General features: G+C 69.3%; 21 protein-coding genes. 11 read left to right on the forward strand and 10 right to left on the reverse strand.

Annotation, left to right across the window (positions count from 1 at the left end; all coding sequences use genetic code 11):
- Window position 1: 1 nt before the first annotated feature.
- From ABZ345_RS02415 to ABZ345_RS02440, 6 genes are all read right to left on the reverse strand, one after another.
- Complete coding sequence (locus ABZ345_RS02415; RefSeq protein ID WP_359842100.1) at window positions 2–943, reverse strand: zinc-binding alcohol dehydrogenase family protein; 942 nt, start codon at window positions 941–943, stop codon at window positions 2–4.
- Window positions 928–1,794: a dioxygenase gene (locus ABZ345_RS02420; protein WP_359842102.1), complete on the reverse strand. Its 867-nt coding sequence runs from the start codon at window positions 1,792–1,794 to the stop codon at window positions 928–930. The genes ABZ345_RS02415 and ABZ345_RS02420 overlap by 16 nt, the downstream gene beginning before the upstream one ends.
- A gap of 3 nt (window positions 1,795–1,797) precedes the next feature.
- Entirely contained in the window at window positions 1,798–2,577 is a 780-nt protein-coding gene (locus ABZ345_RS02425; protein WP_359842103.1) for a citryl-CoA lyase, read from the reverse strand.
- A complete protein-coding gene (locus ABZ345_RS02430) occupies window positions 2,570–3,706 on the reverse strand; it encodes a CoA transferase (RefSeq protein ID WP_359842104.1) in 1,137 nt (378 codons plus the stop codon). Before ABZ345_RS02430 ends, ABZ345_RS02425 begins: the two co-directional genes overlap by 8 nt.
- Window positions 3,706–5,136, reverse strand: a complete 1,431-nt coding sequence (locus tag ABZ345_RS02435) for an amidohydrolase family protein (protein ID WP_359842106.1) — start codon at window positions 5,134–5,136, stop codon at window positions 3,706–3,708. Before ABZ345_RS02435 ends, ABZ345_RS02430 begins: the two co-directional genes overlap by 1 nt.
- Before the next feature lie 66 nt (window positions 5,137–5,202).
- Window positions 5,203–6,006, reverse strand: a complete 804-nt coding sequence (locus tag ABZ345_RS02440; RefSeq protein WP_359842108.1) for an IclR family transcriptional regulator C-terminal domain-containing protein — start codon at window positions 6,004–6,006, stop codon at window positions 5,203–5,205.
- A 98-nt stretch (window positions 6,007–6,104) separates the two neighbouring features.
- Between ABZ345_RS02440 and ABZ345_RS02445 the strand changes: the two genes are divergently transcribed.
- The gene (locus ABZ345_RS02445; protein WP_359842110.1) at window positions 6,105–6,803 is read left to right on the forward strand and encodes a hypothetical protein; all 699 of its coding nucleotides are present in this window, start codon (window positions 6,105–6,107) and stop codon (window positions 6,801–6,803) included.
- Here ABZ345_RS02445 and ABZ345_RS02450 read toward each other — a convergent pair.
- The gene (locus ABZ345_RS02450; RefSeq protein ID WP_359842112.1) at window positions 6,728–7,552 is read right to left on the reverse strand and encodes a hypothetical protein; all 825 of its coding nucleotides are present in this window, start codon (window positions 7,550–7,552) and stop codon (window positions 6,728–6,730) included. The two genes, ABZ345_RS02445 and ABZ345_RS02450, sit on opposite strands and share 76 nt — an antisense overlap.
- 67 nt (window positions 7,553–7,619) lie before the next feature.
- Entirely contained in the window at window positions 7,620–8,591 is a 972-nt protein-coding gene (locus ABZ345_RS02455) for a LacI family DNA-binding transcriptional regulator (RefSeq protein ID WP_359842114.1), read from the reverse strand.
- Between the two features lie 144 nt (window positions 8,592–8,735).
- Between ABZ345_RS02455 and ABZ345_RS02460 the strand changes: the two genes are divergently transcribed.
- The 8 genes from ABZ345_RS02460 to ABZ345_RS02495 are packed head-to-tail and all read left to right on the forward strand — an operon-like array spanning window position 8,736 to window position 20,957.
- Window positions 8,736–10,616: a beta-L-arabinofuranosidase domain-containing protein gene (locus ABZ345_RS02460; protein WP_359842249.1), complete on the forward strand. Its 1,881-nt coding sequence runs from the start codon at window positions 8,736–8,738 to the stop codon at window positions 10,614–10,616.
- Between the two features lie 30 nt (window positions 10,617–10,646).
- Window positions 10,647–11,882: a sugar ABC transporter substrate-binding protein gene (locus ABZ345_RS02465; protein WP_359842250.1), complete on the forward strand. Its 1,236-nt coding sequence runs from the start codon at window positions 10,647–10,649 to the stop codon at window positions 11,880–11,882.
- Window positions 11,883–11,885: 3 nt separating this feature from the next.
- Window positions 11,886–12,707, forward strand: a complete 822-nt coding sequence (locus ABZ345_RS02470) for a sugar ABC transporter permease (protein ID WP_359842116.1) — start codon at window positions 11,886–11,888, stop codon at window positions 12,705–12,707.
- Entirely contained in the window at window positions 12,704–13,492 is a 789-nt protein-coding gene (locus ABZ345_RS02475) for a carbohydrate ABC transporter permease (RefSeq protein ID WP_359842118.1), read from the forward strand. Before ABZ345_RS02470 ends, ABZ345_RS02475 begins: the two co-directional genes overlap by 4 nt.
- A 10-nt stretch (window positions 13,493–13,502) precedes the next feature.
- Complete coding sequence (locus ABZ345_RS02480; RefSeq protein ID WP_359842119.1) at window positions 13,503–14,324, forward strand: hypothetical protein; 822 nt, start codon at window positions 13,503–13,505, stop codon at window positions 14,322–14,324.
- Between the two features lie 4 nt (window positions 14,325–14,328).
- The gene (locus tag ABZ345_RS02485; protein ID WP_359842121.1) at window positions 14,329–16,761 is read left to right on the forward strand and encodes a beta-L-arabinofuranosidase domain-containing protein; all 2,433 of its coding nucleotides are present in this window, start codon (window positions 14,329–14,331) and stop codon (window positions 16,759–16,761) included.
- Between the two features lie 9 nt (window positions 16,762–16,770).
- Entirely contained in the window at window positions 16,771–18,171 is a 1,401-nt protein-coding gene (locus ABZ345_RS02490; protein ID WP_359842123.1) for a glycoside hydrolase family 43 protein, read from the forward strand.
- Window positions 18,150–20,957, forward strand: coding sequence for a discoidin domain-containing protein (locus tag ABZ345_RS02495; RefSeq protein ID WP_359842125.1), 2,808 nt, complete (start codon window positions 18,150–18,152; stop codon window positions 20,955–20,957). Before ABZ345_RS02490 ends, ABZ345_RS02495 begins: the two co-directional genes overlap by 22 nt.
- Here the strand turns inward: ABZ345_RS02495 and ABZ345_RS02500 are convergent.
- Both ABZ345_RS02500 and ABZ345_RS02505 read right to left on the reverse strand, forming a co-directional pair.
- Window positions 20,944–21,447 carry a YceI family protein gene (locus ABZ345_RS02500; RefSeq protein WP_359842127.1) on the reverse strand — a complete coding sequence of 168 codons (504 nt, stop codon included), beginning with the start codon at window positions 21,445–21,447 and terminating at the stop codon, window positions 20,944–20,946. The two genes, ABZ345_RS02495 and ABZ345_RS02500, sit on opposite strands and share 14 nt — an antisense overlap.
- Entirely contained in the window at window positions 21,444–21,764 is a 321-nt protein-coding gene (locus ABZ345_RS02505; RefSeq protein ID WP_359842129.1) for a hypothetical protein, read from the reverse strand. Before ABZ345_RS02505 ends, ABZ345_RS02500 begins: the two co-directional genes overlap by 4 nt.
- Before the next feature lie 114 nt (window positions 21,765–21,878).
- Between ABZ345_RS02505 and ABZ345_RS02510 the strand changes: the two genes are divergently transcribed.
- Together ABZ345_RS02510 and ABZ345_RS02515 are read left to right on the forward strand one after the other, a co-directional pair.
- Window positions 21,879–24,347, forward strand: a complete 2,469-nt coding sequence (locus ABZ345_RS02510; protein WP_359842131.1) for an AAA family ATPase — start codon at window positions 21,879–21,881, stop codon at window positions 24,345–24,347.
- The gene (locus ABZ345_RS02515; protein ID WP_359842133.1) at window positions 24,328–24,576 is read left to right on the forward strand and encodes a LuxR C-terminal-related transcriptional regulator; all 249 of its coding nucleotides are present in this window, start codon (window positions 24,328–24,330) and stop codon (window positions 24,574–24,576) included. The genes ABZ345_RS02510 and ABZ345_RS02515 overlap by 20 nt, the downstream gene beginning before the upstream one ends.
- Window positions 24,577–24,580 lie beyond the last annotated feature (4 nt).

Genomic DNA, 24,580 nt, shown 5'->3' on the forward strand with positions numbered 1-24,580 from the left:
CTCACTGCGGAACGAGCACGATCCGTCCACGCGTGGCGCCCTCTGCCTGACGGCGCCACGCGTTCGTGACGTCGGCGAGCTTCACGACCTCGTGGTCGACGGTCAGCGCGCCCTGCGCGGCCAGGTGAGCGACGGTCGAGATGGCCTCTGCCCGTTGGTGCGTGCTGAGCTCGTTGTTGGTGTAGCCGGACAACCGCAGCGACCGGCTGCGCAGGGTGGACGACGTGATCGGGCACGTTTCGCCCGCCGAGCCGCCGAGGTTCACCCATCGCCCGCCGGGACGCAGAGCCTGCGCGGCCGCGGCGGCGGGAGGGCCGAAGAGCGGGTCGAGCAGGAGGTCGGCGTCCGGTGCGGCCTCGCGGAACTGTCCGGCGAGGTCGTCGGCGTCCAGGGCGATCACGGCGTCGGCGCCCGCTCGCGTCGCGCGGTCGCGGGCCTGGGCGGACCGGGCCGCGGCCACGACACGTCCGGCGCCCGCCGCACGGGCGAGCTGGATCGCGGCCTGCCCGACCGCGCCGCAGCCGAGGACCACGACGCACTCGCCGGGCTTGAGCTCGCCGCGCCACGTCAGCGCCATGTGCGCGGCGACGGCGGACAGGCCGAGGGCGGCCATGGCCTCCGTGGGCACGTCGTCCGGCAGGAAGACCAGATCTTCCTGCCGCGCCAGCGCCTTCTCGGCCATGCTGCCGTCGCCCGCGGCCATTCCGGCGACGGTGGGGAACCACACGGCGCGTCCGCCGACCGTCCCGATTCCCTGCACTCCGGGGATGTAGGGCGTCTCGGGGGAGCCGAAGTACGAGGTTCCCGTGGCGCACAACAGGTCGAGCGGCATGATCGGGGCGGCGAGGACGTCGACGACCACGTGGTCCGCGAGGACGGCCGGCTTGTCGCGCGAGGCCAGCGACGGCGGCTGGCCCAGTTGTTCGATCAGTGCGGCGCGCATGGCTGCAGCACGAAGTCGTAGCGGGCTTGCAGCCACGGGACCGCGGACGTACCGCCGTCCGGGGTGGGGCCGGGCTCGCGCGGTTCGAAGGCGACGACCAGCTCCTGCTTGGTGCCGAAGACGACGTCGCTGTCGAGGTACTCGGCGCCCTCCTCGAACAGGTGCGTGATCAGCGGCTCGTGGCCCTCGGCGGTGACCAGGAAGTGGACGTGCGCGGGACGGAAGTGGCTGATCTCGGTCTGGCTGATCAGTGCGCCGACGGGACCGTCCATCGGGATCGAGTAGCCCTTCGGCGCGATCGTGCGCACGCAGTACGAGCCGTCCTCGCGGGCCCGGTACTTGGCGCGCAGCCGTGCTTCGTCGACGTCGGAGAGCTGAGCCTCGTAGGCGCCGTCGGCGTCGGCCTGCCAGACGTCCAGCACGGCGGGCACCGCGGTGCCGTCGAGCGAGCGGACGGTTCCGGTGAGGTAGAGCGGAGTTCCGGCGACGTCGTCGGACATGTCGCCGCCGAAGTCCAGCTCGGGGGAGCCGTCGATGTGGAACGGCCCGAGCACGGTGGCCGGGGTGGCGCTCGGGTCGAAGCGGTGGTTCATCTGCACCACCAGCATGCTCAGGCCGAGCACGTCGGAGGCGAGGATGAACTCCTCGCGCTTGTCGTCGCTGATCTGACCGGTCGCGGTGAGCCACCCGATGGCGGCCATCCACTCGGCCTCGGTGAGCCTGACCTCGCGGGCGAAGTCGTGCAGGTGCCGGACGAGCGCGGTGATCAGCTGGGCGGTGCGCGGGTCCTTCGCGGTGGCCCAGCGCTGTTGCGCCAGTTCGGTGATGTTGTCCTCGGTGACCAGCTGCATTGCTCATTCCTCCAGCGGCGCGACGGACCGCGTGTTCGAGTCCACGGACAGGAAGATCTGGTTGGCGACGGGGTTGCGCAGCTCCTCGGCGAGCTGGCCGATCAACCCGGCGGTGCGGGCGAGCAACGCGAAGCCGCGCAGGAGTTCCAGGGGCAGGCCGAGGTCCGCGAGCACCGCGCCGCACGTTCCGGCGCCGTTGAGCGGCAGGGTTTTGCCCAGGACCTGCGGGTGGACGCGGCCGATCGCGGCGAACAGCGACAGGTGCGGGCCCACCAGGTTCTCCTCGGCCGCGATCTGGAACAGGCGCGGGGTGCGCGGGTCGCCGTTCTTGTGCACGTGGTGGCCCAGTCCGGGGATGCGCGCTTTGCCTTGTGCCTTCACGGTTTCCAGGGCCAGCGCGTCCCAGCCGTCGTCGGTCGCGGGTGGTTCGGTGGTGCTCACGACGTCGTGCAGGAAACGGCCGCAGTCCTCGGTGACGCCCAGGAAACGCGAGCCACCACCGAGGAGTCCGGCCGCCAGCGCGCCCTGGACCGAGTCGGGGGCGGAGAGGTAGGTGAGACGGCTGACGATCGCGGTCGGCGTGAAGCCGTGGTCGGCGAGCGCGGCCAGGACGGCCTCGAACAGCCTGGTCTCGCCGGGGCCCGGCCTGCGCTGGGTGGCCAGCCAGAACGCCAGCTCACCGAAGCCGACGGTGCCCATGACGTCGCGGGCGAGGTCGTGGCCCAGCAGGGTGATGGTGTCGGGGGTGGACGCGCCGAGCGCGGTCTCGTAGGCCTCAGCCACCGTGGCCCTCTTCCTTCAGCCAGGCACGCAGTTCCTCGCCGTGCTCGTCCAGCCCCGGCGGTGGCAGCTCGTACACCGCCGGCGTCTGGGAGAACCGGATCGGGTGCCGGGTCGTCGGCATGCCCCCGACCTCGACGACCGGATCGAGCCCGAACCGCTCGGCCATCGCGAACCCGCCGTCGATCGTGTTGATCGGCCCGCACGGCACACCCGCCGCGACGAGCAGGTCGAACCACTCCACCGCGCCGCGAGTGCGCAGGCGGTCGAGCAGCAGCGGCCGCAGTTCCTCGCGGTTGCGGGTGCGGTCGGCGTTGCGGGCGAACCGCGGGTCGTCCGGCACCTCGGGCAGCCCGAGCACCTCGCACAGCTTGCGGAACTGGCCGTCGTTGGCCGCCGCGACGATCAGGTCGTTGTCGGCGGTCGGCAGTGGTTCGTAGGGAAAGACGCTCGGGTGCGCGTTGCCCATCCGGAACGGCACGACGCCACCCGCGACGAACGCCGAGCTGTGGTTCACCAAACCCGTCAACGCCGACGACAGCAGGTTCACCTCGACGAGCTGGCCCTGTCCGGTGGCGTCGCGGTGCCGCAGTGCCGCGAGGATGCCGATCACGGCGTGGTTGCCCGCCATGACGTCGAAAACGGAGATGCCCGCGCGGTACGGCGGCCCGTCCGGGTCGCCGGTGAGGCTCATGAGCCCGGAGATCGCCTGCACCATCAGGTCGTAGCCGGGAACGTGCCTGCCCTCGCCCGAGCCGAACCCGGTGATCGACGCGTAGACCACCCGCGGGTTCGAGGCGCTCACCGAGGCGTGGTCGAGGCCGTACTTGGCCAGCCCGCCCGGTTTGAAGTTCTCGATCAGCACGTCCGCGCGCCGGGCGAGCTCACGGGCCAGCACGACGTCGTTCTCGTCGCGCAGATCCAGGGCGATGGACCGCTTGCCGCGGTTGATCCCGAGGTAGTAGGTCGAGACGTCGTCCCTCACGGGCGGCATCCACGTCCGCGTCTCGTCGCCGGCGGGGCCCTCGACCTTGACGACCGACGCGCCCATGTCGGCGAGCAGCATGGTCGCGTACGGGCCCGCCAGCACGCGGGAGAAGTCGGCGACGAGCAGGCCGTCGAGTGGCCCCATCAGACGGACGTCCTGGTGTCGCCGCGGTACTCCGTGTACGTGTAGGGGTTGTCCAGCACCTTCGAGGCCGGGATGTCCGGGTTCATGCCCTTCTCCCACGCTTCGTCGCCGAGCTGTTCGCGCAGGTGCTCGACGGTCTGCTCGACCTGCTCGCGGATCGCTTTCAGGTCAACACCGACGAGCCGGTGGTCGCGCTTCACGATGCGGCCGTCGACGATCACCGTGTCCACATCGGACCGTTGCGCCTGGAAGGCCACGTGCCCGTACGGGTTGAGGATCGGGAACATGGCGGGCGAGTTCTCGTTGCGCAGCAGAACCAGGTCCGCCTTCTTGCCGACCTCGATGCTGCCGAGGTCGTCACGCCCCAACGCGCGTGCGCCGCCCATCGTCGCCCACTCCACGACGTGCTCGGCCCGCAGCGACGAGTGCGTGACGGTGTCGTTGCGAGCGTGCGCGGCCATGTGCTCACGCGCGCGGTCGGCGCCCAATGTGGAGCGCATCGCGGTGAACAGGTCGCCGCTCCACCACACGGAGGTGTCCATCGACAGCGACACCGGGATGCCGTGCTCCCGGATCGCCCAGGTGGGCGGGTAACCCTGGCCCGCGCTCTGCTCGCTCTCGGTCGACACGGAGATCGACCCGCCGGTCGCGGCGATGCGGTGGTAGGAGTCGGCGGACAGCGTCGCGGCGTGCACGTAGATGGTCTGCGGGGTCATGAACCCGTTGTCGTACATCAGCCTGATGCCGTCGTCGTTCGTCGCGCCCCACACGCCGGCGTGGGTGGTCACCGGAATGCCGAGTTCGCGTGCCACCTCGAACGCGGGCTTCTCCGGGAACGCCGGGTCGCCGGTGACGTCGAACGCCAGTTGGAAACCGAGCATGTCGTTGCCGGTGATGCGGCGGTAGATGAAGTCGTTGAACTCGCGCTTCGCCGTCCAGGACGCGGGGGAGTCCTGGATGTTCCCGTACGCCAGCACGAACCGGCCGGGCACCGCCTCCAGCGCGTCGGCGGCGGCGTCGGCGTGCTCGGTGGTCTGCAGCCCGTGCGACCAGTCGACGGTCGTGGTGACACCGGCGTCGAGTGCCTCGGCCGCGGCGAGCAGGTTGCCGGCGTGGATGTCCTGCGGCCGGAAGACCTTGCCCCACTCCAGGTAGTACCAGACGAAGTACTGCGTGAGGGTCCAGTCGGCGCCGTAACCGCGCATCGCGGTCTGCCACATGTGCCGGTGTGTGTCGATCATCCCCGGCATCACGATGCCGCCGGACGCGTCGACCTCCTCGGTGCCTTCCGGGACCTGCAATCGAGGCCCGATCGCGGAAATTCGATCTTCCACGACGAGGACGTCGTGGTCGGCGAGCACCTCGTGCGTTCCGTTCATCGTCAGAACGGTGCCGTTTCTCAGGACAACAGGACGTCGTTCGCCGACCATCGGGGACCTCCTCGACCGGCATGCGGACAGGTGTCCGTTGAATCCTCAACCTTCTCCGGTCAGGCGTCAAGCGACAACGACGTGCGGCACCGTGCCCAAGCGGGCGAAGTCGGCGCTGATGTCCCCGGCGGCCTGCAGCAACAGCGGCAGGTGGTGCTCGACCATGACCTCGATCGACGTCTCGGACGCGTGGCAGTTGACGTTGATCCCGGCGATGACCGTGCCGTTGCCGTCCCGCAACGGCGCCGCGACCGACCGGATGCCCGGTGCGAGCTGCTGGTCCGTCATCGCCCACCCGCGCGCCCGCACGTCCCGCAGTTCGGCGTCGCGCTCGGCCGGGTCGGGCTGCCACCGCGGCGTGAGGCCCGACCGCGTCGGCTGCGCGAGCACCGCCTCCAGCTCCTGGGCCGGCAGAGCGGCTAGCTGCACTTTGCCCAGGGACGTCGGCAAGGCCGGGAACTTGGTCCCGATCTGCACGGACAGCGTGACGATCTTCGGCACCGCCACCCGTGCCACGTAGACGATGTCCGACCCGTCGAGCTGCGCGATCGACACGGACTCGTTGGTACGAGCGCCGAGCCGTTCCATGTGCGGCCGCGCCACCTCCCACAACCCGGTCGACCGCACGTACGCCACACCCAGCTCGAGCACGCGGGGCGTGAGCGCGAACCCGTTCTCGCTCTGCCGCGCGTAGCCGAGCTCCACCAGCGTGAGCAGAATGCGCCGCGCGGTCGGCCGCGCCAGTCCGGTCAGCGACGCGACCTCGCTCAGCGCCATCACAGGACGCCGCGGCTGGAACGCGCGGATCACTTCCAGGCCGCGCGCGAGCGCCTCGATGAAGTCGGGGCCGGTGTCGGGTCGCGCAGGCATGCCGCCAGCGTAGCGGACACCTGTCCGTCCACTCGTTCCATTAATTCGACAGAATTCTCCATTTGTCGAACGATTATTCGAAGAATACGTTCCGAAGAATGGTCAACTACGAAAAGTTTTCGCGCGGACGCATTCGAACGGTCCTGCTGACGGTGATCGGGTTGCTTCTCGCGATGGCCCCGCAGGCAGCGGCGGACGTGGCCTCGGCGCCCCCGGAGAAGACCGTGCGCGTCTACTGGTTGCGGCCCTACGACGTCCAGTACGACCAGCGCTACCCGGACGGCATCGCCAAAGTCGTGCGGGAAGCCCAGCGCTACTACAAACAGGAACTCGGGAAAACGTTCCAGCTCAACAGTCCCGTGGTCGAGGTCGTCACCGGTGACCACGACCGGAGCTGGTACGAGAACACCCCCAACGGCGGCGACCGCTACTGGTGGGCCGTGTTCAACATGCAGCAGGAGTTGCTGCGCAAGATGAACCTCCGCGACCCGGACCGGCGGTGGCTCAACGTCGGCGAGATCAGCGCGGAGGGACCGGGCGCGGGCGGAGGCGGCGGCAACGGCTGGGTGATCCTCTCCGGCCACGACGCCGACGGCGCGGCGGGCGTCAACGGGCCGATGAACCGGTGGTACGGCGGCATGGTGCACGAGCTGGGCCACGCGTTCGGCCTGCCCGACTCGTCGTTCACCGACGGCACACCGATGTCCGCGTCGTTCTACAACTACCCGAACACGCATTTCAACGAGCAGCAGAAGAACGCGATCCGGAATGGACTGTACGGCGGGTTCCTGTCGTAGTGCGGCAAGACGGCCACCGTGATCGCCTTCGAGGCGTTCCGGGACTCGAAGCGAGACGGTGGCCGCGTCGCCCTCAGCGCAGCACCCGGCAGCCCGTGTCGTTGCCCAGTGCGTCGAGGCCGCACAGATGAGTCGCGCCGGCCTGGTCCGTGACCGTCGGCGGCACGGATCACGACGTCCGAGCCTTCTCGCACCTCGTCGAACGCGGCGGTCGGCGGAAGGCCGGTCTTCGGGTTGTTCAGAGACGCCCACTCGAGGTTCCCGAAGCCGTTGGTCACGACCTGGCCGTCCGGGGTCGTGGCGAACAGCCGGGTGCCCCGCCGCGCGTCCCTCGCGCTCACCAGATGGGTGCCGGCGATCGAGCCGCCCCGGTTGATGAACCTGTTGTTCGGCGGATTGTCCGCGTAGTGCTGGTACACGGCGGCGCCGGCGCCTTGGCGGACCGTCAGCTGGGCGCCGCGGACGATCTCACGGTCGTGGGTGAGCGTCGGACGGCCGCTCAGCTCGCTGCCACCGAGGTTCTCCCACGGGGAGAACTCGCCGCCGAACGCGACCTGTCCGCGATACCGGAGTTGTCCCTCGGACACGCCGTAGATCCCGACGGCGTCGTTGTCGACGAAGAAGTGCTGGTACTCGTTGGTCGCTGTCTGGATGATCGCCGGTGGCTCCGGACTCACGGCGGCTGTGGCCGTTGTCGCGGTGGTGACCGATCCGGCGGCCACCGCCACCGCGATGAGCGTTGATCTCACGTGACCCCCTCCCTGGCTTTCGCGGGGAGAGGGATCTCGGTGGGCGCTGACAGGTTACTGACACCGGTCACGCCGACGACTCGCGCACCACCAACCGGCAAGGCTGCCGCACGACCCCGGCGGCGGGAGCTCCGGACAGCGCCGCGGCCAGGTGCGTGACCGCGGTCGTGCCCAGCTGCTGCAGGTTGAGGTCGATCGTCGTCAGCGGCGGTGTGCAGTCCGCGGCGAAGATCTCCCAGTTGTCGTACCCGACGATCGCCACGTCGTCGGGCACGCGCCGGCCGAGCCCGACGAGCGCCTGGGTGACACCGCTCGCGATCTGGTCGTTGCCGCAGAAGATCGCGTCGACCTCGGGTGCGGTCGCCATCAGCAGCCGGACGGCGTGCCGGCCCCAGCGCTGCGACCACTCGCCGTGCAGCGGCTGGCCACCGGCGAGCGACAGGTCGTGCTCGGCCAGAACGGCGTGCACCGCCGCCACGCGATCACGTGCGGCCCGGTAGTGCTGCGGCCCGGTGATGTGCGCAATGTGTTTGCGCCGCAACGCGATCAGGTGCTCGATGGCGAGCCGCGCCCCGCCCTCGTCGTCGGAGACCAGGCACAGGTCGGCCGGGTTGGTCGACCGGCAGTACACGTAGACCGCGGGCACCGGGAGGTCGGCGGTCAGCGACGCGCGGACGTCGTTGCTGTCGCCCACGACGATGAACCCGTCGACCTGACGGGCCAGCAGCGTGCGGATGTAGTGGTTGCGGCGGATCGCGTCGCCCCTCGTATCGCACAGCAGCACCGACATCTCCTGGTCCGACAACGCGTTCTCGGCGCCCAGCAGGATCGGGATGGCGAACCGGCCGTCGAACTCGTCGGTGAGCAGGCCGATCGCCCGCGTTCTGCCCGCCACCAGTCCCTGGGCGAGGACGTTGGGCTGGAACGAGAGTTCGGCCGCCGCCCGCAGCACACGTGCTCTGGTGGCCGCGGCGACCTCGCCCCGGTCGTTGATCGCCTTGGACGCGGTGGCGATCGACACGCCCGCTCGCTTCGCCACGTCCCCGAGTGTCACCGCTTCCGACCGCCGCCTGCCCATCGAAACCCTTTCGAATGAGATTCGACCGTTGATTCGACGATTTCTGCTCCTGATGGCGCATTGTCGAAATCGTTTTCGGTCACCAGAGTGCGTGGTGTGGCTCAGATGCGCAACACCCAGTCGATCCGCGGTCCGGTGGTCCCGTCCCGCGGACTTCTGCGTCCACTTGGGACGGACGAGGTGCGCATCACCGGTGGCTTCTGGGCCGAACGCCAACGTGTCAACGGCGAGGCGACCCTCGGCCACGCACTGGACTGGATGGACCGGCTCGGCTGGACCGGCAACTTCACCGCCGCCGCCAACGGCGAACAATCACCTGACCGGAAAGGCCGGGAGTTCTCCGACTCCGAGGTCTACAAAATCGTCGAGGCGATGTCGTGGGAACACGGCAGATGCCCGGACGACGACCTGAACGCCCGAATCGAAACGCTTACGGGAATGTTCACAGCGGCCCAGGACGAAGACGGTTACCTCAACACGTCGTTCGGCCGGCACTGGCAGCGGCCGAGATACGAGGACCTGGCCTGGGGCCACGAGCTCTACTGCACCGGACATCTGCTGCAGGCGGCCGTCGCCAGGACGAGAACCGCGGGCGAAGGCCCGTTGCTGGACGTCGCCCGGCGCGCCGCCGACCACGTCTGCGAGGTCTTCGGCGAGCCCGGCACCGGCGTGTGCGGGCACCCGGAGATCGAGACCGCGCTGGTGGAGCTCTTCCGGGTGACGGGGGAGCAGCGTTACCTCGACCAGGCGGCGATGTTCGTGGAACGGCGCGGCTACCGCAACCTGCCCGCCCACGAGTTCGGCTGGTCGTACTTCAACGACGACGTCCCGGTGCGCAAGGCGACCGTCTTTCGCGGACACGCGGTGCGCGCGCTGTACCTGGCGTGCGGTGCCGTGGACGTGGCGGTCGAGACCGGCGACGACGACCTGCTGGAAGCGGTGGCCTCGCAGTTCGAGCGCACGTGGGCTCGGCGCACGCACCTCACCGGCGGCATGGGATCGCGGCATCAGGACGAGGCGTTCGGCGACGACTTCGTGCTGCCGGCGGACCGGGCGTACGCGGAGACGTGCGCCGCGGTGGCCGCGGTGATGCTGGCGCAACGACTCCTGCTGGCCACGGGCGACAGCCGCTACGCCGGTGTCGTGGATCGCCTGCTGCACAACGTGATCGCGACGGCCATCGGGGACGACGGCCGGAGTTTCTTCTACGCCAACACGTTGCACCAGCGGACTCCGGCGCGGCCCAGCGGCGACGGCGAGCGGCTCGACGTCGGCGGCGGGCCGCGAGCGCCGTGGTTCGAGGTGTCGTGCTGCCTGCCCAACCTCGCGCGGCTGGTGGCGAGCCTCTCGTCCTACCTCGTCACCGCCGACGACACCGGGCTGCGCGTGCACCAGTACGCCGACTGCGACATCGAGACCCGGCTCGCCGACGGCCGACCCGTCGGGCTGCAGGTGCGGACGTCGTACCCCGAAGGGGGAGACGTGGCCGTGCGGGTGACCAGGAGCGGCGGCGAACCCTGGTCGATCAGCCTGCGCGTGCCCGACTGGGCGGCCGGGGCGGTGCTCACCGTGGACGAGGAGCGCCGGCCGGTCGCACCGGGAGAGGCCGTCCTGACCCGCGAGTGGACGGCGGGGCAGGAGATCCGGCTGGAACTGCCGACGCGGCCGAGGTTCGTCTGGCCGGACCCGCGCATCGACGCCGTGCGCGGTTGTGTCGCGGTCGAACGAGGGCCGCTCGTGCTGTGCGCGGAGTCGTTGGGGGAGAACGACCTCGACGCGCTGAAGGTCTGGACCGGGCAGGACCCGGAGCAGGCGGGTGACGGCGCGGTGGTGCGGGCGCGGTTCGAGACACCGCTGGATTCCGCGTGGCCGTACGGCGATCCGTCCGGGAGACCGGGCACGCCGGTCCCGGTGCACCTCACGCCCTACCACCGCTGGGCCCGCCGTGGCCCCTCCACCATGCGGGTGTGGCTGCCCACCATCTGAACACGTCTCAAAGGAGAGACCGTGAAAGCGATGCTCGCGGCAGTTGTGCTGCTGCTGGCCACCGCGGCGTGCGGTGCGGACGAACCTGGTGCCGCCGACGACGGCGCGACCCTCACGCTGTGGACTAGGGCGGCGACCGAGTCGGTGTCCAAGGCCTACGCGGACACCTACAACGCCGGGCACCGCAACAAGATCGAGGTCACCGCATACCCCAACGAGGAGTACCCGGCGAAGCTCGCCTCGGCCGCGGGAGCGAAGTCGTTGCCGGACCTGTTCGCCGCGGACGTGGTGTTCGCGCCGCAGTACGCCGCGCAGGGACTGTGGGCCGACGTCTCCGATCAGTTCAAGTCCTTGCCGTTCAAGGACTCCGTAGCCCCCTCCCACGTCCGTGCGGGAACGTGGGAGGGCCACAACTACGCCGTGCCGCACACGATCGACCTGTCGGTGCTGCTGTACAACAAGGATCTCTACACCAAGGCCGGTCTCGACCCGGAGAAGCCACCGCGCACCCTGCGCGAGTTCGCCGAGCACGCCCGCAAGATCGACCAGCTCGGCGGGGACGTCAACGGCACGTACTTCGGCGGGAACTGCGGCGGTTGCGTCGAGTTCACGCTGTGGCCGTCGGTGTGGGCCGCGGGCGGTGAGGTGCTGGACGACGACGGCCGTAGCGCACGGGTCGACTCACCCGAGATGGCCGAGGTGTTCGCGCTCTACCGCGAGCTCTACGACCAGGGTGCCGCGTCGCCCGCGTCGAAGGGCGAGGCCGGGCCGACCTGGCTCGGCGCGTTGCAGGGCGGGAAGGTCGGCATCGCGCCCGGTCCGTCGGTGTGGCTCGACGCCATCGAGGAGAAGGGCGTCAAGACCGGCATCGCGCCGATCCCCGGGATCAACGGCGGCGAGTCCACGTTCGTCGGCGGCGACGCGATCGGCATCGGTGCGACGAGCTCGAAAGCGCAGCAGGCGTGGGACTTCCTGGCCTGGACGATGTCGGACGAGGCCCAGGTCGAGGTGATCGCGAAACGCAAGGGCGTGCCGGTCCGCACGGACCTGGCTTCGAACAAGTACTCCTCGGCCGATCCACGACTGGTCACCGCGAACGGGTTGGTGGCCAAGGGGAAGACGCCGTACGCCCGCAACTTCAACGCCACGTTCAACGACCCGCAGGGGCCGTGGCTGACGACCGTGCGCGGTGCGTTGTTCGGTAACGCGTCGGCGGCGCTGCTGGCGGGCAACGAGGCGATCACCAAGTCGTTGCGGCAGGAGTGACCGGTGCGCAGGCGAGCGATCAGCGGAGCCCTCTACGTCACACCCGCGGCGGTGCTGGTCGGGTTGTTCTTCGTGGTTCCGCTGCTGCTCGTCGGCTGGATGTCGTTGCACCGCTGGCCGTTGCTGGGCAAGCCCCGGTTCAGCGCGCCGGCGAACTACACCGCGATCGGCGGCAACGCCCTGCTGAGCGACGCGGCCTGGTTCACCTTGAAGTACACGGTGCTCATCACGGTGTTGCTGTTCGCCCTCGCGTTCGGGCTGGCGTTGCTGGTGCAGAACCGCAGGCCGGGCGTCGGGTTCTTCCGCACCGCGTTCTTCCTGCCGATGGCGGTGGGGTTCGCGAGCGCCTCGCTGCTGTTCCTCGGCCTGCTGAGCGAGGAGATCGGGCCGGTGCCGCTGTCCGGCGACAGCCCGGCGCTGGGATCGGCCGTGCTGCTCGTGCTGTGGCGGTTCGCGGGGTTCAACATGCTGATCCTGCTGACCGGGCTGCAGGCCATCCCGCTCGACGTCTACGAGGCCGCGCGGATCGACGGCGCGACCCGGTGGCAGATGTTCAGCCGGATCACCGTGCCGTTGATGCGGCCAACGATCGCGCTGGTGCTCACGATGATGATCACCGGGTCGCTGCTCGCGTTCGACCAGTTCTGGATCCTGACGCGCGGCGGCCCGGACAACAGCACGACGTCGCTGGTGATGGTGATCTACCGGGAGGCGTTCGTGCGGCTCGACCTCGGCTCGGCGGCGGGGATCTCGGTGGTGTTGCTGGCCGGGCTCGCGGTGGTGAGCTCACTTCAGTTCGCCGTCCTGCGCAGGAGGACGGCATGAGGACCTCCTACTACTTCACGGGCACGGCGCTCGCGATCCTGTTCCTGTTCCCGCTGGTGTGGAGCGGGTGGGCGTCGGTGCGCACGGACACCGGGTTCGGCCTGGAGAACTACGCGCGACTGTTCAGCTCCGCCAACGGGATCCGCGCGGTGCACGTGCTCAACAGCGTGATCGTCAGCGCGCTGACCGTCGCCGGCACGCTGGTCGTGTCCACGTTCGCGGGCTACGCGTTCGGCCGGTTCCGCTTCCCCGGCCGCGACCTGCTGTTCCTGCTCACGCTCGCGATCCTGATGGTGCCGTACGCGACCATCCTGATCGCGTTGTACGTCCTGCTCGGCTGGCTGGGACTGGAGGACTCGCTGGTCGGACTGAGCCTGGTGCTGGTCGTATTCCAGTTGCCGTTCTCGGTCTTCATGATGCGCAACAGCTTCGAGGCCGTGCCGATCGAGCTGGAGGAGTCCGCCCGCGTGGACGGGTGCTCGAGCTTCGGCACGCTGGTGCGGATCATGCTGCCCGCCGTCCGGCCCGGTCTGGTGACCGTGGGGCTGTTCGCGTTCCTCTCGTCGTGGAGCGAGTTCTTCGCTCCGTTGATCCTGCTCAACTCCACCGGCAAGTTCACCGCGATCCTGGCCGTGGTGAACATGCGCACCGCGAGCCACGGCTCGATCGACTACGCCGCCCTCGAAGCCGGTGTGGTGTTCATGGCGGTGCCGTGCCTGGTGCTCTTCGCGTTCCTGCAACGCAGCTACGTCCGCGGGTTCACCTCGGGCGCCCTCAAAGGTTGAGGAGATCAGCATGATCCGAACTGGGAAAGGATTCGTGGCCGCGCTGTTCGCGGCGGTGATGGCGGTGGGCGTGGCGGCGCCCGCGAGAGCGGACACGTGGAACCCGCCCGCGAACCTGGTGACCCCGCTGAACCAGGTCTGGCAGCACGTCGAGAGCACCTACGGCGACCTCTACGGCTTCCGAAACTACGGGTGGGACCAGCTCTTCGCCAACAAGGGCTACCTGAACTTCTGCGTGCGCTGGGACTCGCCCCAGCCGGTGACCGCGCAACAACGCGACGCCGTGCACGCGCAGCTCGCCCGCCAGTACCAGAAGTGGATGGACGCGATGGCGGGCCACAACAACTTCCCGTACGCGTCGGTGCCGATCAAGGTCGTCGGCTGGTCGGTACGCGACCGCAACCAGCTCAAGTGGACGGACAACTCCGTCGACATCTACGTCAACGACATCCGCGAGAACGCGCCGCAATGTTCTGAAGGGTGCGGCAGGTTCTTCAACCGCGGCGGCACCTATCCGCGTTGCCCTGGTGGGGTGGCTCGGCACTACGACCAGTCGTTGTGGCTCACGGCCGGCTTCGGCGGCGGCGCCGGCGGTGACTGGGGCCAGCGGATCGGCAGCGAGTACTTCATGGGCAACCTGAACTCGTCGGACGTGCACATCTTCCTGCACGAGGTCGGGCACACGTTCGGGCTGGACGACTTCTACGACTGGACACCGAGCGGGGTCGACCGGTTCATCATGAAGGCCGGGAGCTCCACGGTGATCACCGAGTTCGACAAGTGGATGCTGCGCGACTTCTGGCGGCACCTGAAGAACAGGTACGGGTTCTGACACCATGATCACTCCTTCTCGACGCACCGTGTTGCGTGCGGGCGCGTTCGCCGTGGCGGCGTCGGCGTTGCCCGCACGCGCGCTCGCCGCGGCACGCTCCGACTTCGGGGTGTCCGCCGAGCTGTTCCCGCTGGGCGCGGTCTCGCTGCTGCCGGGGCCCTTCCGCGACAACACCCTCCGCACCCACGCCTACCTCGAGTTCCTCGACCCGGACCGGCTGCTGCACACGTTCCGGACCAACGTCGGCCTGTCGTCCGGGGTCGTCCCCTGCGGAGGGTGGGAGTCACCGTCGACCGAACTGCGCGGCCATTCGACCGGGCACGTGCTGTCCGCGCTCGCCCAGGCGTTCGCGGCGACCGGGGACACGGCGTTCTCGGCGAAGGCCGACTACCTCGTCGAGCAACTGGCGGTGTGCCAGGACAGGGCGCGGATCGCCGGGTTCAGCACGGGCTACCTCTCGGCGTTCCCGGAGAGCTTCATCGGCCGGGTCGAGGCCCGCGAACAGGTCTGGGCGCCCTACTACACCCTGCACAAGATCATGGCCGGGCTGCTCGACGTGCACCTGCTGATCGGCAGCGCCCAGGCCCTGACCGTGCTCACGCGCATGGCGTCGTGGGCGGCGTGGCGCAACGGCAGGCTTACCTACGACCAGCGGCAGAACATGCTCGACACCGAGTTCGGCGGCATGAACGAGGTGCTGGCCAACCTCTACCAGCTCACCGGCGATCCGGCGCACCTCACCACCGCCCAGTACTTCGACCACGCGGAGATCTTCGACCCGCTGGCGCAGAACCGGGACGCGTTGACCGGCTACCACGCCAACACCCAGATCCCGAAGGCGATCGGGGCGATCCGCGAGTACCACGCCACGGGCACGTCCCGGTACCGCGACATCGCGAGCAACTTCTGGGAGTTCGTCGTCGCCGCGCACAGCTATGCGATCGGCGGGAACTCCAACGGCGAGTACTTCAAGGCACCCGGCCGGATCGCGGCCGAGCTGTCGGACAACACGTGCGAGTCCTGCAACTCGTACAACATGCTCAAGCTCACCGCGCAACTGTTCCGCGGCAACCCCGATGACGCGCGGTACTTCGACTTCTACGAGAAGACGCTCTACAACCACCTGCTGGGCGCGCAGAACCCGGATTCGGCGCACGGCCACCACAGCTACTACACGCCGTTGCGACCCGGTGGCATCCGCACGTACAGCAACGACTACAACGACTTCACCTGCTGTCACGGCACCGGGATGGAGACCAACACCTGCCACACCGGGCGCATCTACGCCCAGTCCGGCACGACGTTGTACGTCAACCTGTTCATCGGCTCGACGCTGAGCTGGCGCGGGTTCACCGTGCGGCAGGAGACGTCGTTCCCGGAGTCAGGCTCGACCAGGCTGACGATCACCGGGTCCGGCACGATCGACCTGCGCGTGCGCATTCCGGCCTGGGCCTCACGTGCGCAGATCCGTCTCAACGGGGTGGTGCAGGATCCCGTCACACCGGGGTCCTACGCACGGCTCAACCGCACGTGGTCGAGCGGTGACGTCGTCGACATCAGCCTGCCGATGGCGTTGCACCGCGAGTCCACTCCGGACAACCGCGCGGTGCAGGCGGTCCGGCACGGGCCGATCGTGCTCGCTGGCGCGTACGGCACGAACAACCTGTCGTCGATGCCCGTGCTGCAGGTGTCGACCATCAAAGCCACGTCGACACCGTTGCAGTACACGGCTTCCGCGAGCACCGGCCAGGTGACGCTGATGCCGTTCTACAAGGTCCACGGGCAGCGCTACACGGTCTACTGGACCGTCGCCGCGCAGGTCCCGCTGTTCATCGCGCACTACCCGTTCGACGGCGACACCAGCGACGCCACCGGCAACGGCCTGACCGCCGCGCTCGCGGGTGGCGCGGCGTGGACGACGGGCAAGAGCGGGGGAGCGGTCGACCTGGCCGGTTCCGGCGCGCACGTCGTGCTGCCGCCGGGACTGCTCGCCGGCGCACCGGCGTTCACGATCGCCACCTGGGTGCGGCTGGACACCGTGACGACCTGGTCGCGGGTGTTCGACTTCGGGTCCGGTACGGGCACCTACGCCTTCCTCACACCACAGAGCTCGGCGGGCGGTGCGAGGTTCGCCATCACTACGAACGGTGCTGGCTCGGAACAGCAGATCAACGCACCATATGCGCTACCGCAGGGCGTGTGGACGCACGTCGCGGTCACGCAGAACGGTGATCTCGGCGTCCTGTACGTCAACGGCGCCGAGGTCGCGCGCAACACGGCGCTGACGGCGCGCTTCGCCAGCACCACGGAGAACTGGATCGGACGTTCCCAGTACGCGAACGACCCCTATCTCGACGGCGCCGTGGACTCCTTCCGCGTCTACGGCCGCGCCCTCACCGCCGCAGAGGTCGCGAACCTCCATTCCACCGGTACCTGAGGAGGATCGATGCGCGCCACCCTGCTCGGCGCCGCGATTGCGTTGCTCGCGGGCGTTGTGGTCGCAACGCCCGCCAGTGCGGCCAACCCGATCATCACGTCGGTCTACACCGCGGACCCGGCTCCGCTGGTCGTCGGCAACACCATGTACGTCTACGCCGGACGGGACGAGGCCGCGTCCGGCCAGCAGAACTTCCTGATGCGCGAGTGGCGGGTGCTCTCGTCGACCGACGCCGCCACCTGGACCGACCACGGCGCCAAGGCGAACCTCGGCACGTTCCGCTGGGCCGGCGCGGACGCCTGGGCCAGCGAGGTCGAGCCGCGAAACGGCAAGTACTACTGGTACACCTCGGTCAACGGCAACGGTCCCGGCTGGATGGACATCGGCGTGGCGGTCGGCGACAGCCCGCTCGGGCCGTTCACCGACGCCAAGGGCGGGCCGCTGATCAGCGACAGCACCCCGAACTCGTCCGGGCTCAACATCGACCCGACGGTCTTCACCGACGACGACGGCCAGGCCTACCTCTACTGGGGCAGCTACTGGGGCGCGCGGGCGGCGAAGCTCAAGCCGAACATGATCGAGCTGGACGGTCCCGTCGTGACGCCGCAGGGTCTCGACAACTTCTGGGAAGCGCCGTTCATGTTCAAGCGCAACGGCCTCTACTACATGATCTACGCGGCCAACGACACGAACGGCTGCGTCACGTCGTCCAGCTACGCCTGCCAGCGCTACGCCACCGCCACCAGCCCGATGGGGCCGTGGACGCATCGGGGTGTGGTGCTCGGACAGGTCTCGTCGACCACCAACCACGCGGGCGTCGCGCAGTTCAACGGGCAGTGGTACATGGTCTACCACAACGCCCAGGCACCCGGCGGTGGCAACTTCCGGCGGTCCGTCGCCGTGGATCTGTTGCACTTCAACGCTGACGGCACGATGCAACGGGTCGTCCAGACGGCGGCCGGTCCGCCGCCGAACCCCGGCGGTGGTGGCGGGAACCTCGCATTGAGCGCTACGGCGAGCACGTCGTACGTGTCGCCGTGGGAGAACCTCGCCGCGGTCAACAACGGCGCGACGCCTGCGAGTTCGGCGGACCGCTCGAACCTCGTCTACGGCAACTGGCCCGAGCAGGGCACGCAGTGGCTCGAGTACACGTGGCCGTCCGCGAAGTCGATCACCCGGTCGGCCGTGTACTGGTTCGACGACGACCAGGGCATCGACGTGCCCGCGTCCTGCCGTCTGCAGTACTGGACCGGCACCGCCTACGCGGACCTGCCCGGCTGTGGGACGGCCGCGAACACCTTCAACACCAGCACGTTCCCCACCGTGTCCACGACCCGGTTGCGGTTGAGCATCACCGCCAAGACCGGCCTCTCGACGGGAGTCCTGGAATGGCAAGCCTTCGCCGCCTAACGGCACCTGCTGTGGCCGTGGTGCTCCTCGCCGGTGGCCTGAGTCCCGCGTCGGCCGAGCAGAACATCGGTTATCCGGCGTTCACCGGGCCTTCGATCCCCGCGCCACCGGTGGGCTACGACACCGGCAGCACGATGCGGGCGATCTACGACGCGGAGAGCGGCGGCACCGACTTCTGGATGGACCGGTTGCTCGCGCGGCCCGGCAACGACCCGTCCGGCAACTTCCTGATGACGCGCGGCCGCGGGATGTTCATGTACACCCACGACCCCGCCGTGATCGGGTTCGGCGGCCGATCCGCCTACTGGGACGATATCAGCGGCCAGAACGCCTACCAGGTCGCGTTGTCGCCCGGCACGTTCACCGAGCAGGTCAGCAGCCGGGTGCAGAAGCCCAGCCACTACAGGAGCGTCTTCACCAGCGGTTCGCTGCGGGTGGAGATGACGAAGTTCATCACCCACAACAACGTGGCCGTGACGAATCTGGCGATCGTCAACACCGGCGGCTCTTCGGCGACGCTGCAGCTGAGGGCCACCTCGCCGTACGCGACGACCGCGAGCGGCAGTGAGCTGACCGGCAGCAGGCCGGTGAAGAACAACCTGACCACGATCCGCCCGCGGTTCGCCGGGGACGGTTTCAGCGTCAACAACGGTGGCCTGGACCGGTCGATCACCGTCGGCGCGGGGCAGACCGTGTCCACCAAGGTCGAGATGGGCTTTCTGACGACCGAGATCCCGGAGTCGTCGTCGGAGTACGAGGCCTACCGCGGTTACTCGCCTTCGACGGCGTTCGCGACGCACGTGCGCACGTACAACCGTTGGTGGGCGGACAACATCCCCTACATCGACGTGCCGGACCCGGCGATCAAGAAGAACATCTACTACCGCTGGTGGTTGATGCGCTTCAACCACCTCGACGTCGACATCCCAGGCCAGGACTACCAGTTCCCGATCTCGGTCGAAGGTGCCACGGGCTACAACAACGCGATCGTGCTGACCCAGCCGATGCACATCGATGACCTGAAGTACCTGCGTGACCCGGTCTACTCGTACGGTCCATGGCTTTCCGCCGGGCAGACGTCCAAGGGCGGCCGGTTCATGGACAACCCCGGTGACCCCGAGAACTGGTCCAACTCCTACACCCAGTACATCTCCGAGGCGGCTTGGCGCAGCTACGAGATCCACGGTGGTCAACCTGCGATCGCCGCGCTGCTGGCCCGTTACGCCGAAGGCGACGCCAAGGGGCAACTGTCCTACTACGACACCAACAACAACGGTGTGATCGAGTACGACTGGGGCGCGCTGACAGGCAACGACGCCGACGCGGTGTCGTTCGACTGGCGGCCGGGCCGGATGGATCGCGCGGAGACCGCGTACGTGTGGAGCGGAGCGGTTGCCGCACAACAGGCTTACGCCTTGGCCGGTAACACCGCCAAAGCCTCCGAGATGCAGGCGCTCGCGGATCGGATTCGTTCCGGCGTGATCAACACCCTGTGGAACCCGAACCGGCAGTTGCTGGAGCACAAGCACGTGCAGACGAACGAGCACGTGCCGTGGAAGGAGATCAACAACTACTACCCGTACTCCGTCGGCCTGATGCCTTCGACGGACCAGTACAAGCAGGCGCTGCGGCTCTTCGCCCAGCCGTCCGAGTACCCGGTGTTCCCCTTCTACACCGCCAACCAGAAGGACAAGGCGGAGGCGGCCGCGGCCGGTCACCCCGGCTCGAACAACTTCTCCACGATCAACTCGACCGTGCAGTTCCGGCTGTACTCGTCGGTGCTGCGCAACTACCCGAACCAGTGGATGACTGCGGAGGACTACAAGAAGCTGCTGTACTGGAACGCCTGGGCGCAGTACGTCGGCGGCAACACGCAGTGGCCGGACGCCAACGAGTTCTGGGCCGACTGGAACGGCAGCACGATCCAGTACAGGTCGTGGATCCACCACAACATCCTCGGCAGCAGCAACTGGACGGTCATCGAGGACGCCGCCGGTCTGCGGCCGCGCACGGATGGGCTGATCGAGCTGTCTCCCATCAACATCGGCTGGTCGCACTTCGCGGTCAACAACCTGCGGCACCGCAACGCCGACCTGAGCGTCGTGTGGGACGACCCCGCCGACGGCGTGACCCGCTACAACGGTGTGCCGCAGGGATATTCGGTCTACCTCAACGGAACGCGCGCCTTCACCGTGGACCGGCTGACGCGCGTTCTGTACGACCCGGCGACCGGGTCGGTGACGCTGCCGTCCGGCGGTTCCGTGGTGTACCGGAGTGCCGCACCCGGTGTGCGGGCTCCGCGTGACGTCGTGCAGAACAGCCCGCGGATGGTCGACGTGTTCGCCAAGGCGGGGGTCGACCTGACGTCCACCAGGCCGAACCTGGCGACCGGCCCGTCAGCCTCCTACACCGCGTCCGGCACATCGGTCGGCGCGGCGGTGGACGGGTTCCCGATCAACGAACCGATCTGGGGCACGACCGGCTCAGCGAACGCGTCCGACTGGTTCGAGCTGAACTTCGGCCAGCAGCGCCAGGTCAGCGAGGTGCGGCTGTACTTCCGCGACGACAGGGCCGGCAACCGGTACCGGGCGCCGTCGTCGTACGTGGTGCAGCAGTACAACGGCAGTGCGTGGGTGGACGTCGGCGCGCAGACCAGGACACCCGCGGTTCCGCGCGCCAACTACAACCTCGTCCAGTTCACTCCCGTCAGCACCCAGCGGCTGCGGGTGGTGATGACCCACACGGCCGGCTTCAGGACCGGCCTGACCGAGATCAAGGCCTACTGATCACCGCGGTGACGGTGATGTCGACGAACGCGCCGATCATGAACCGCGGTGCGCGGATCCCCAGCGTCCTGCGGTCCAGCCGGGCGGTCGCCGTCATCACCGTCTCACCGTTCACGGTGGACAGTTCGACGACCCCGCTCAGCTCGGTCGAGCCGCCCCTCGCCTGGAGCGGGCCGATGACGTTCCAGCCGTTGTCGGCCGGCTCGCAGGACGTGGCGGTGAACGTCATCGTCGGGTGCCGGTCGAGATCGAGCAGGCTCGGTTTGCGCAGGTCCAGGTCGCGTTTGGCGATCCCGGTGTCGATCGCGGCCAGGTCGAGCGTCCCGTGCACGCCCCGCAGCTGCCCGTCGTCGCCGATCTCGACGGTCCCGGCCGTGACGGGCACGGTCCCGTGAGCCTTGCGGCCCAGGTTGCCGACCTGGAACGACGCGGTGCTGCGCGTGAGATCGGCCCGCCACACGCCGGCGGCCAGCGTCCTGGTGGCGGTCATGACCGTGCCTCTCCGTGCTCGAAGACCTGGTGGACCGGGTAGATCTCGACCCGGTCGGCGCCCGTCAGCAACGCCGGGTCCTCGCCGGGCAGCAGCGTGGAGCCCATGATCGCCTTCTGGCTGTCGATGAGCGCCTGCTCGGTCTCGGCCAGCGACACGACGACCTCCGAGCCGTCCTCGCGCCGCAGCACGTAGGTCCTGATGTTGCCCGGCACCCGCTCGACGGCGGGCTTGATCCGCTCGGAGTTCGCGAAGTCCTCGGCGGCGAGCTGCTCCGAGCTGCGTGGCCGGTCGAAGTAGGTGAGTTGCGCGTACATGGCGTTCCTCCTGTGGTTCGTTGCCACCGAAGTCTTGGCGAGACGGGTGCCACGCGGATCCGTGCCAGCACGGAGTGCGGTACTGAATCGGCACCGAGCCGCGATACTGCTGGCGTGGAGGTCCCGATCCTCGGCCGCGACCGCGAGCTGGCCGGACTGCGCGCGGCCCTGGTGGCGGCGACGGGCAGGCTGGTGCTCGTCGGCGGCGACGCGGGCATCGGCAAGTCCAGGCTCGCCACGGCCGCGCTCGACATGGCCGCCGAGTACGGCATCGGTTCCGCACGTGGTCAGGCCGTGGACGACCCCGGCATGCCGCCGCTGTGGCCGTGGCGCCGGGTGGCCCGCGACCTGCCGTCACTGGGCCGCGTACTGGCCGGTTCGCACTTCGATCCGGCCGACGCGACGTCCCGGTTCGCGATGGTCGCCGACGCCGTGGACGCTCTCGTCGCCGAGGCCGGGTCCACCGGCCTGCTGATCGTCCTGGAGGACGTCCACTGGGCGGACCTCACCTCGTTGCGCCTGCTCACTCACCTGGCGGGGGAGCTCGGCAGCGCCCGGATCGTGGTGGTCGCGACCTACCGCGGCGACCCGCTGCCCGAGCTGCTCCGGGCCCCGGCCGCCCAGGTGATCCGGCTCGGCGGTTTGCGACGCGAGGACGTGGCGGGCTGGATCCGTCGCGTCACGACGGTCACCGACCCCGACTCGCTGGCCGCGCGGCTGATCAGCGACACCGGCGGCAACCCGCTCTACGTCCGGATGCTGCTCGACCGGATCACCGGCAGCGGTGAGATCACCGTCCACCCGGAACTGCACAAGCTCGTCCTGTCCGGACTGGACGGCCTCAGCGCACAGGTCCGCGACGTGCTGGACGCGGCGAGCGTGCTGGGGGAGCGGATCGAACCGGTCCTGCTGGAGGCCGTCACCGGTATCGCCTCGCCGGGGCCGCTGCTGGACGAGGCCGTTGCCGCGCGGGTGCTGGAGGCCGATCCTCTCGCTTTCACGCACGCCCTCGTTCGTGACGCGATCTACCAGGACCTTTCCCCGTCCAAGCGCCTCGACCTGCATCGGCGTTGCGCGGAAGCCCTGATCTCGGCCGGCGGCGCTCCCGGCCGCATCGCCACCCACTGGAGCCGCGCCGACGAGCCCGCCGAGTGCACCCGCTGGGCCACCGCCGCCGCCCACGCCGCCACCACCGACCTGGCGTACGACGATGCTCGGCGTTTCGCCTTGCTGGCTTTGGAGTCCGCCGGCTCCTCCGAGGAGCGTGCCGCGCTGACGCTCGACCTCGCGCGCGCCGAGTTCTTGTGCGGTGAGGTCGACAGCAGCCTCGACCATTGCCGGACCGCGATCCGCCTGGCCCAGGACGCCGGCGCGTCCGATCTGATGGCCGAGGCCGCCCTGGTGATCACCGGGCTCGGCGGCCCCGAGTTGCTCGCCGCCGTCGACCACCTGTGCGCGCAGGCGCTGGAGCACCACCCGTCCGACGTCCTGCGCGCCCGCCTGCTGGCTCGGCGCGCGATGGCCGCCACCGCAACGGGTTCCGCCTCGCTGGCCCGCTCGTTGTCCGCCACCGCACTGGAACTAGCCTCGCGCAGCGGCGACCCGGACGCTGAGCTGGACGGCATCCACGCCCGGCACCTGTCGTTGTGCGCGCCGCAGTTCCGCGCCGAACGGGTCTCGCTCGCTCTGCGGGCCGTGGCGCTGGCCTCCTCGGCTCACCAGCCCCACGCCGCGCTGTGGGGCCACGTCTGGCTGGTGGATGCGGCGTTCCAGGCCGGCGACCTCGTCTCCGTCGACCGCGAACTGGCCCTGATCGAACAGTTCGCCGCCGCCCGCCAGCACCCCATCGCCTGGTGGCACCTGTACCGGCTGCGGGCCACCCGCGCGGCCCTGGTGGGCAGGCTTTCCGTTGCCCTGGAACACAACGACACGGCCCGCGCCCTGGCCGAACGAATCGGTGTCACCGCGGCGGTGGGCATGTACCACGCGTTCCTGCTCCGGCTGGCCCACCTGAACGGCACCATCGACGCCGAGTCCGCCGAGGAAGCGCTGGGCGTTCTCGAGCACGTCGCCGACATTCCACTGGCCCGCGTGTCCGTCCCCCTCCTGCACGCGCTGCGAGGAGACCTGGACCGGGCGCGCGCGACGTTCGAGGAGTTCCGCACGATGCCCGCCACCGTCGAGGTGGGTCCGACGTGGGCACCGCTGCTCAGCCAGATCGGTGAGGTCGCCTGCATGCTCGGCGACACCGAGACCACGGACCTCGTCTACTCCCGTCTGTCCACATTGGAGCCGGACTTCTCGGCCGACGGCTCCGGCGCGGTGTTCTGCAGCGCCGCCTCGCCCCACCTGCTCGGCGACCTGGCGATGACCTGCGGCCGCGTCCCGGTCGCCGTGTCGCACTACCGCCTGGCCGCCGAGATGAACGCCCGGATCGGCGCCCGGCCATTCGTGGCGCTGAGCCGGCTCGGCCTCGCCCAGGCCCTCGTGGAGCTGGATTCGCTCGCGGAGGCTCGGGTGCTGGCCGCTCAGGCGGCGTCCGAGTTCCGCGCTGGACCTTCCGTTGCGCCTGGAGGCCGCTGACCGGCTGCTGCGGCGGATCGGGGTGCAGGAGCGGGCCGCGGATCCGTTGTCGCCGCGCGAGTCCGAAGTGGTAGCACTGGTCGCGCAGGCGTTGACGAACCGGGAGATCGCCACCCGGCTCGTGCTGTCCGAGCGGACCGTCGAAACCCACGTGCGCAGCGTGCTGGCCAAGCTGGGGCTGCGGACCAGGACCGAGATCGCCGCGTGGTCGTTGCGCAACGGGCAGTAACGGG

The sequence above is a fragment of the Lentzea sp. NPDC005914 genome (assembly GCF_040629405.1).
GTDB lineage: Bacteria > Actinomycetota > Actinomycetes > Mycobacteriales > Pseudonocardiaceae > Lentzea.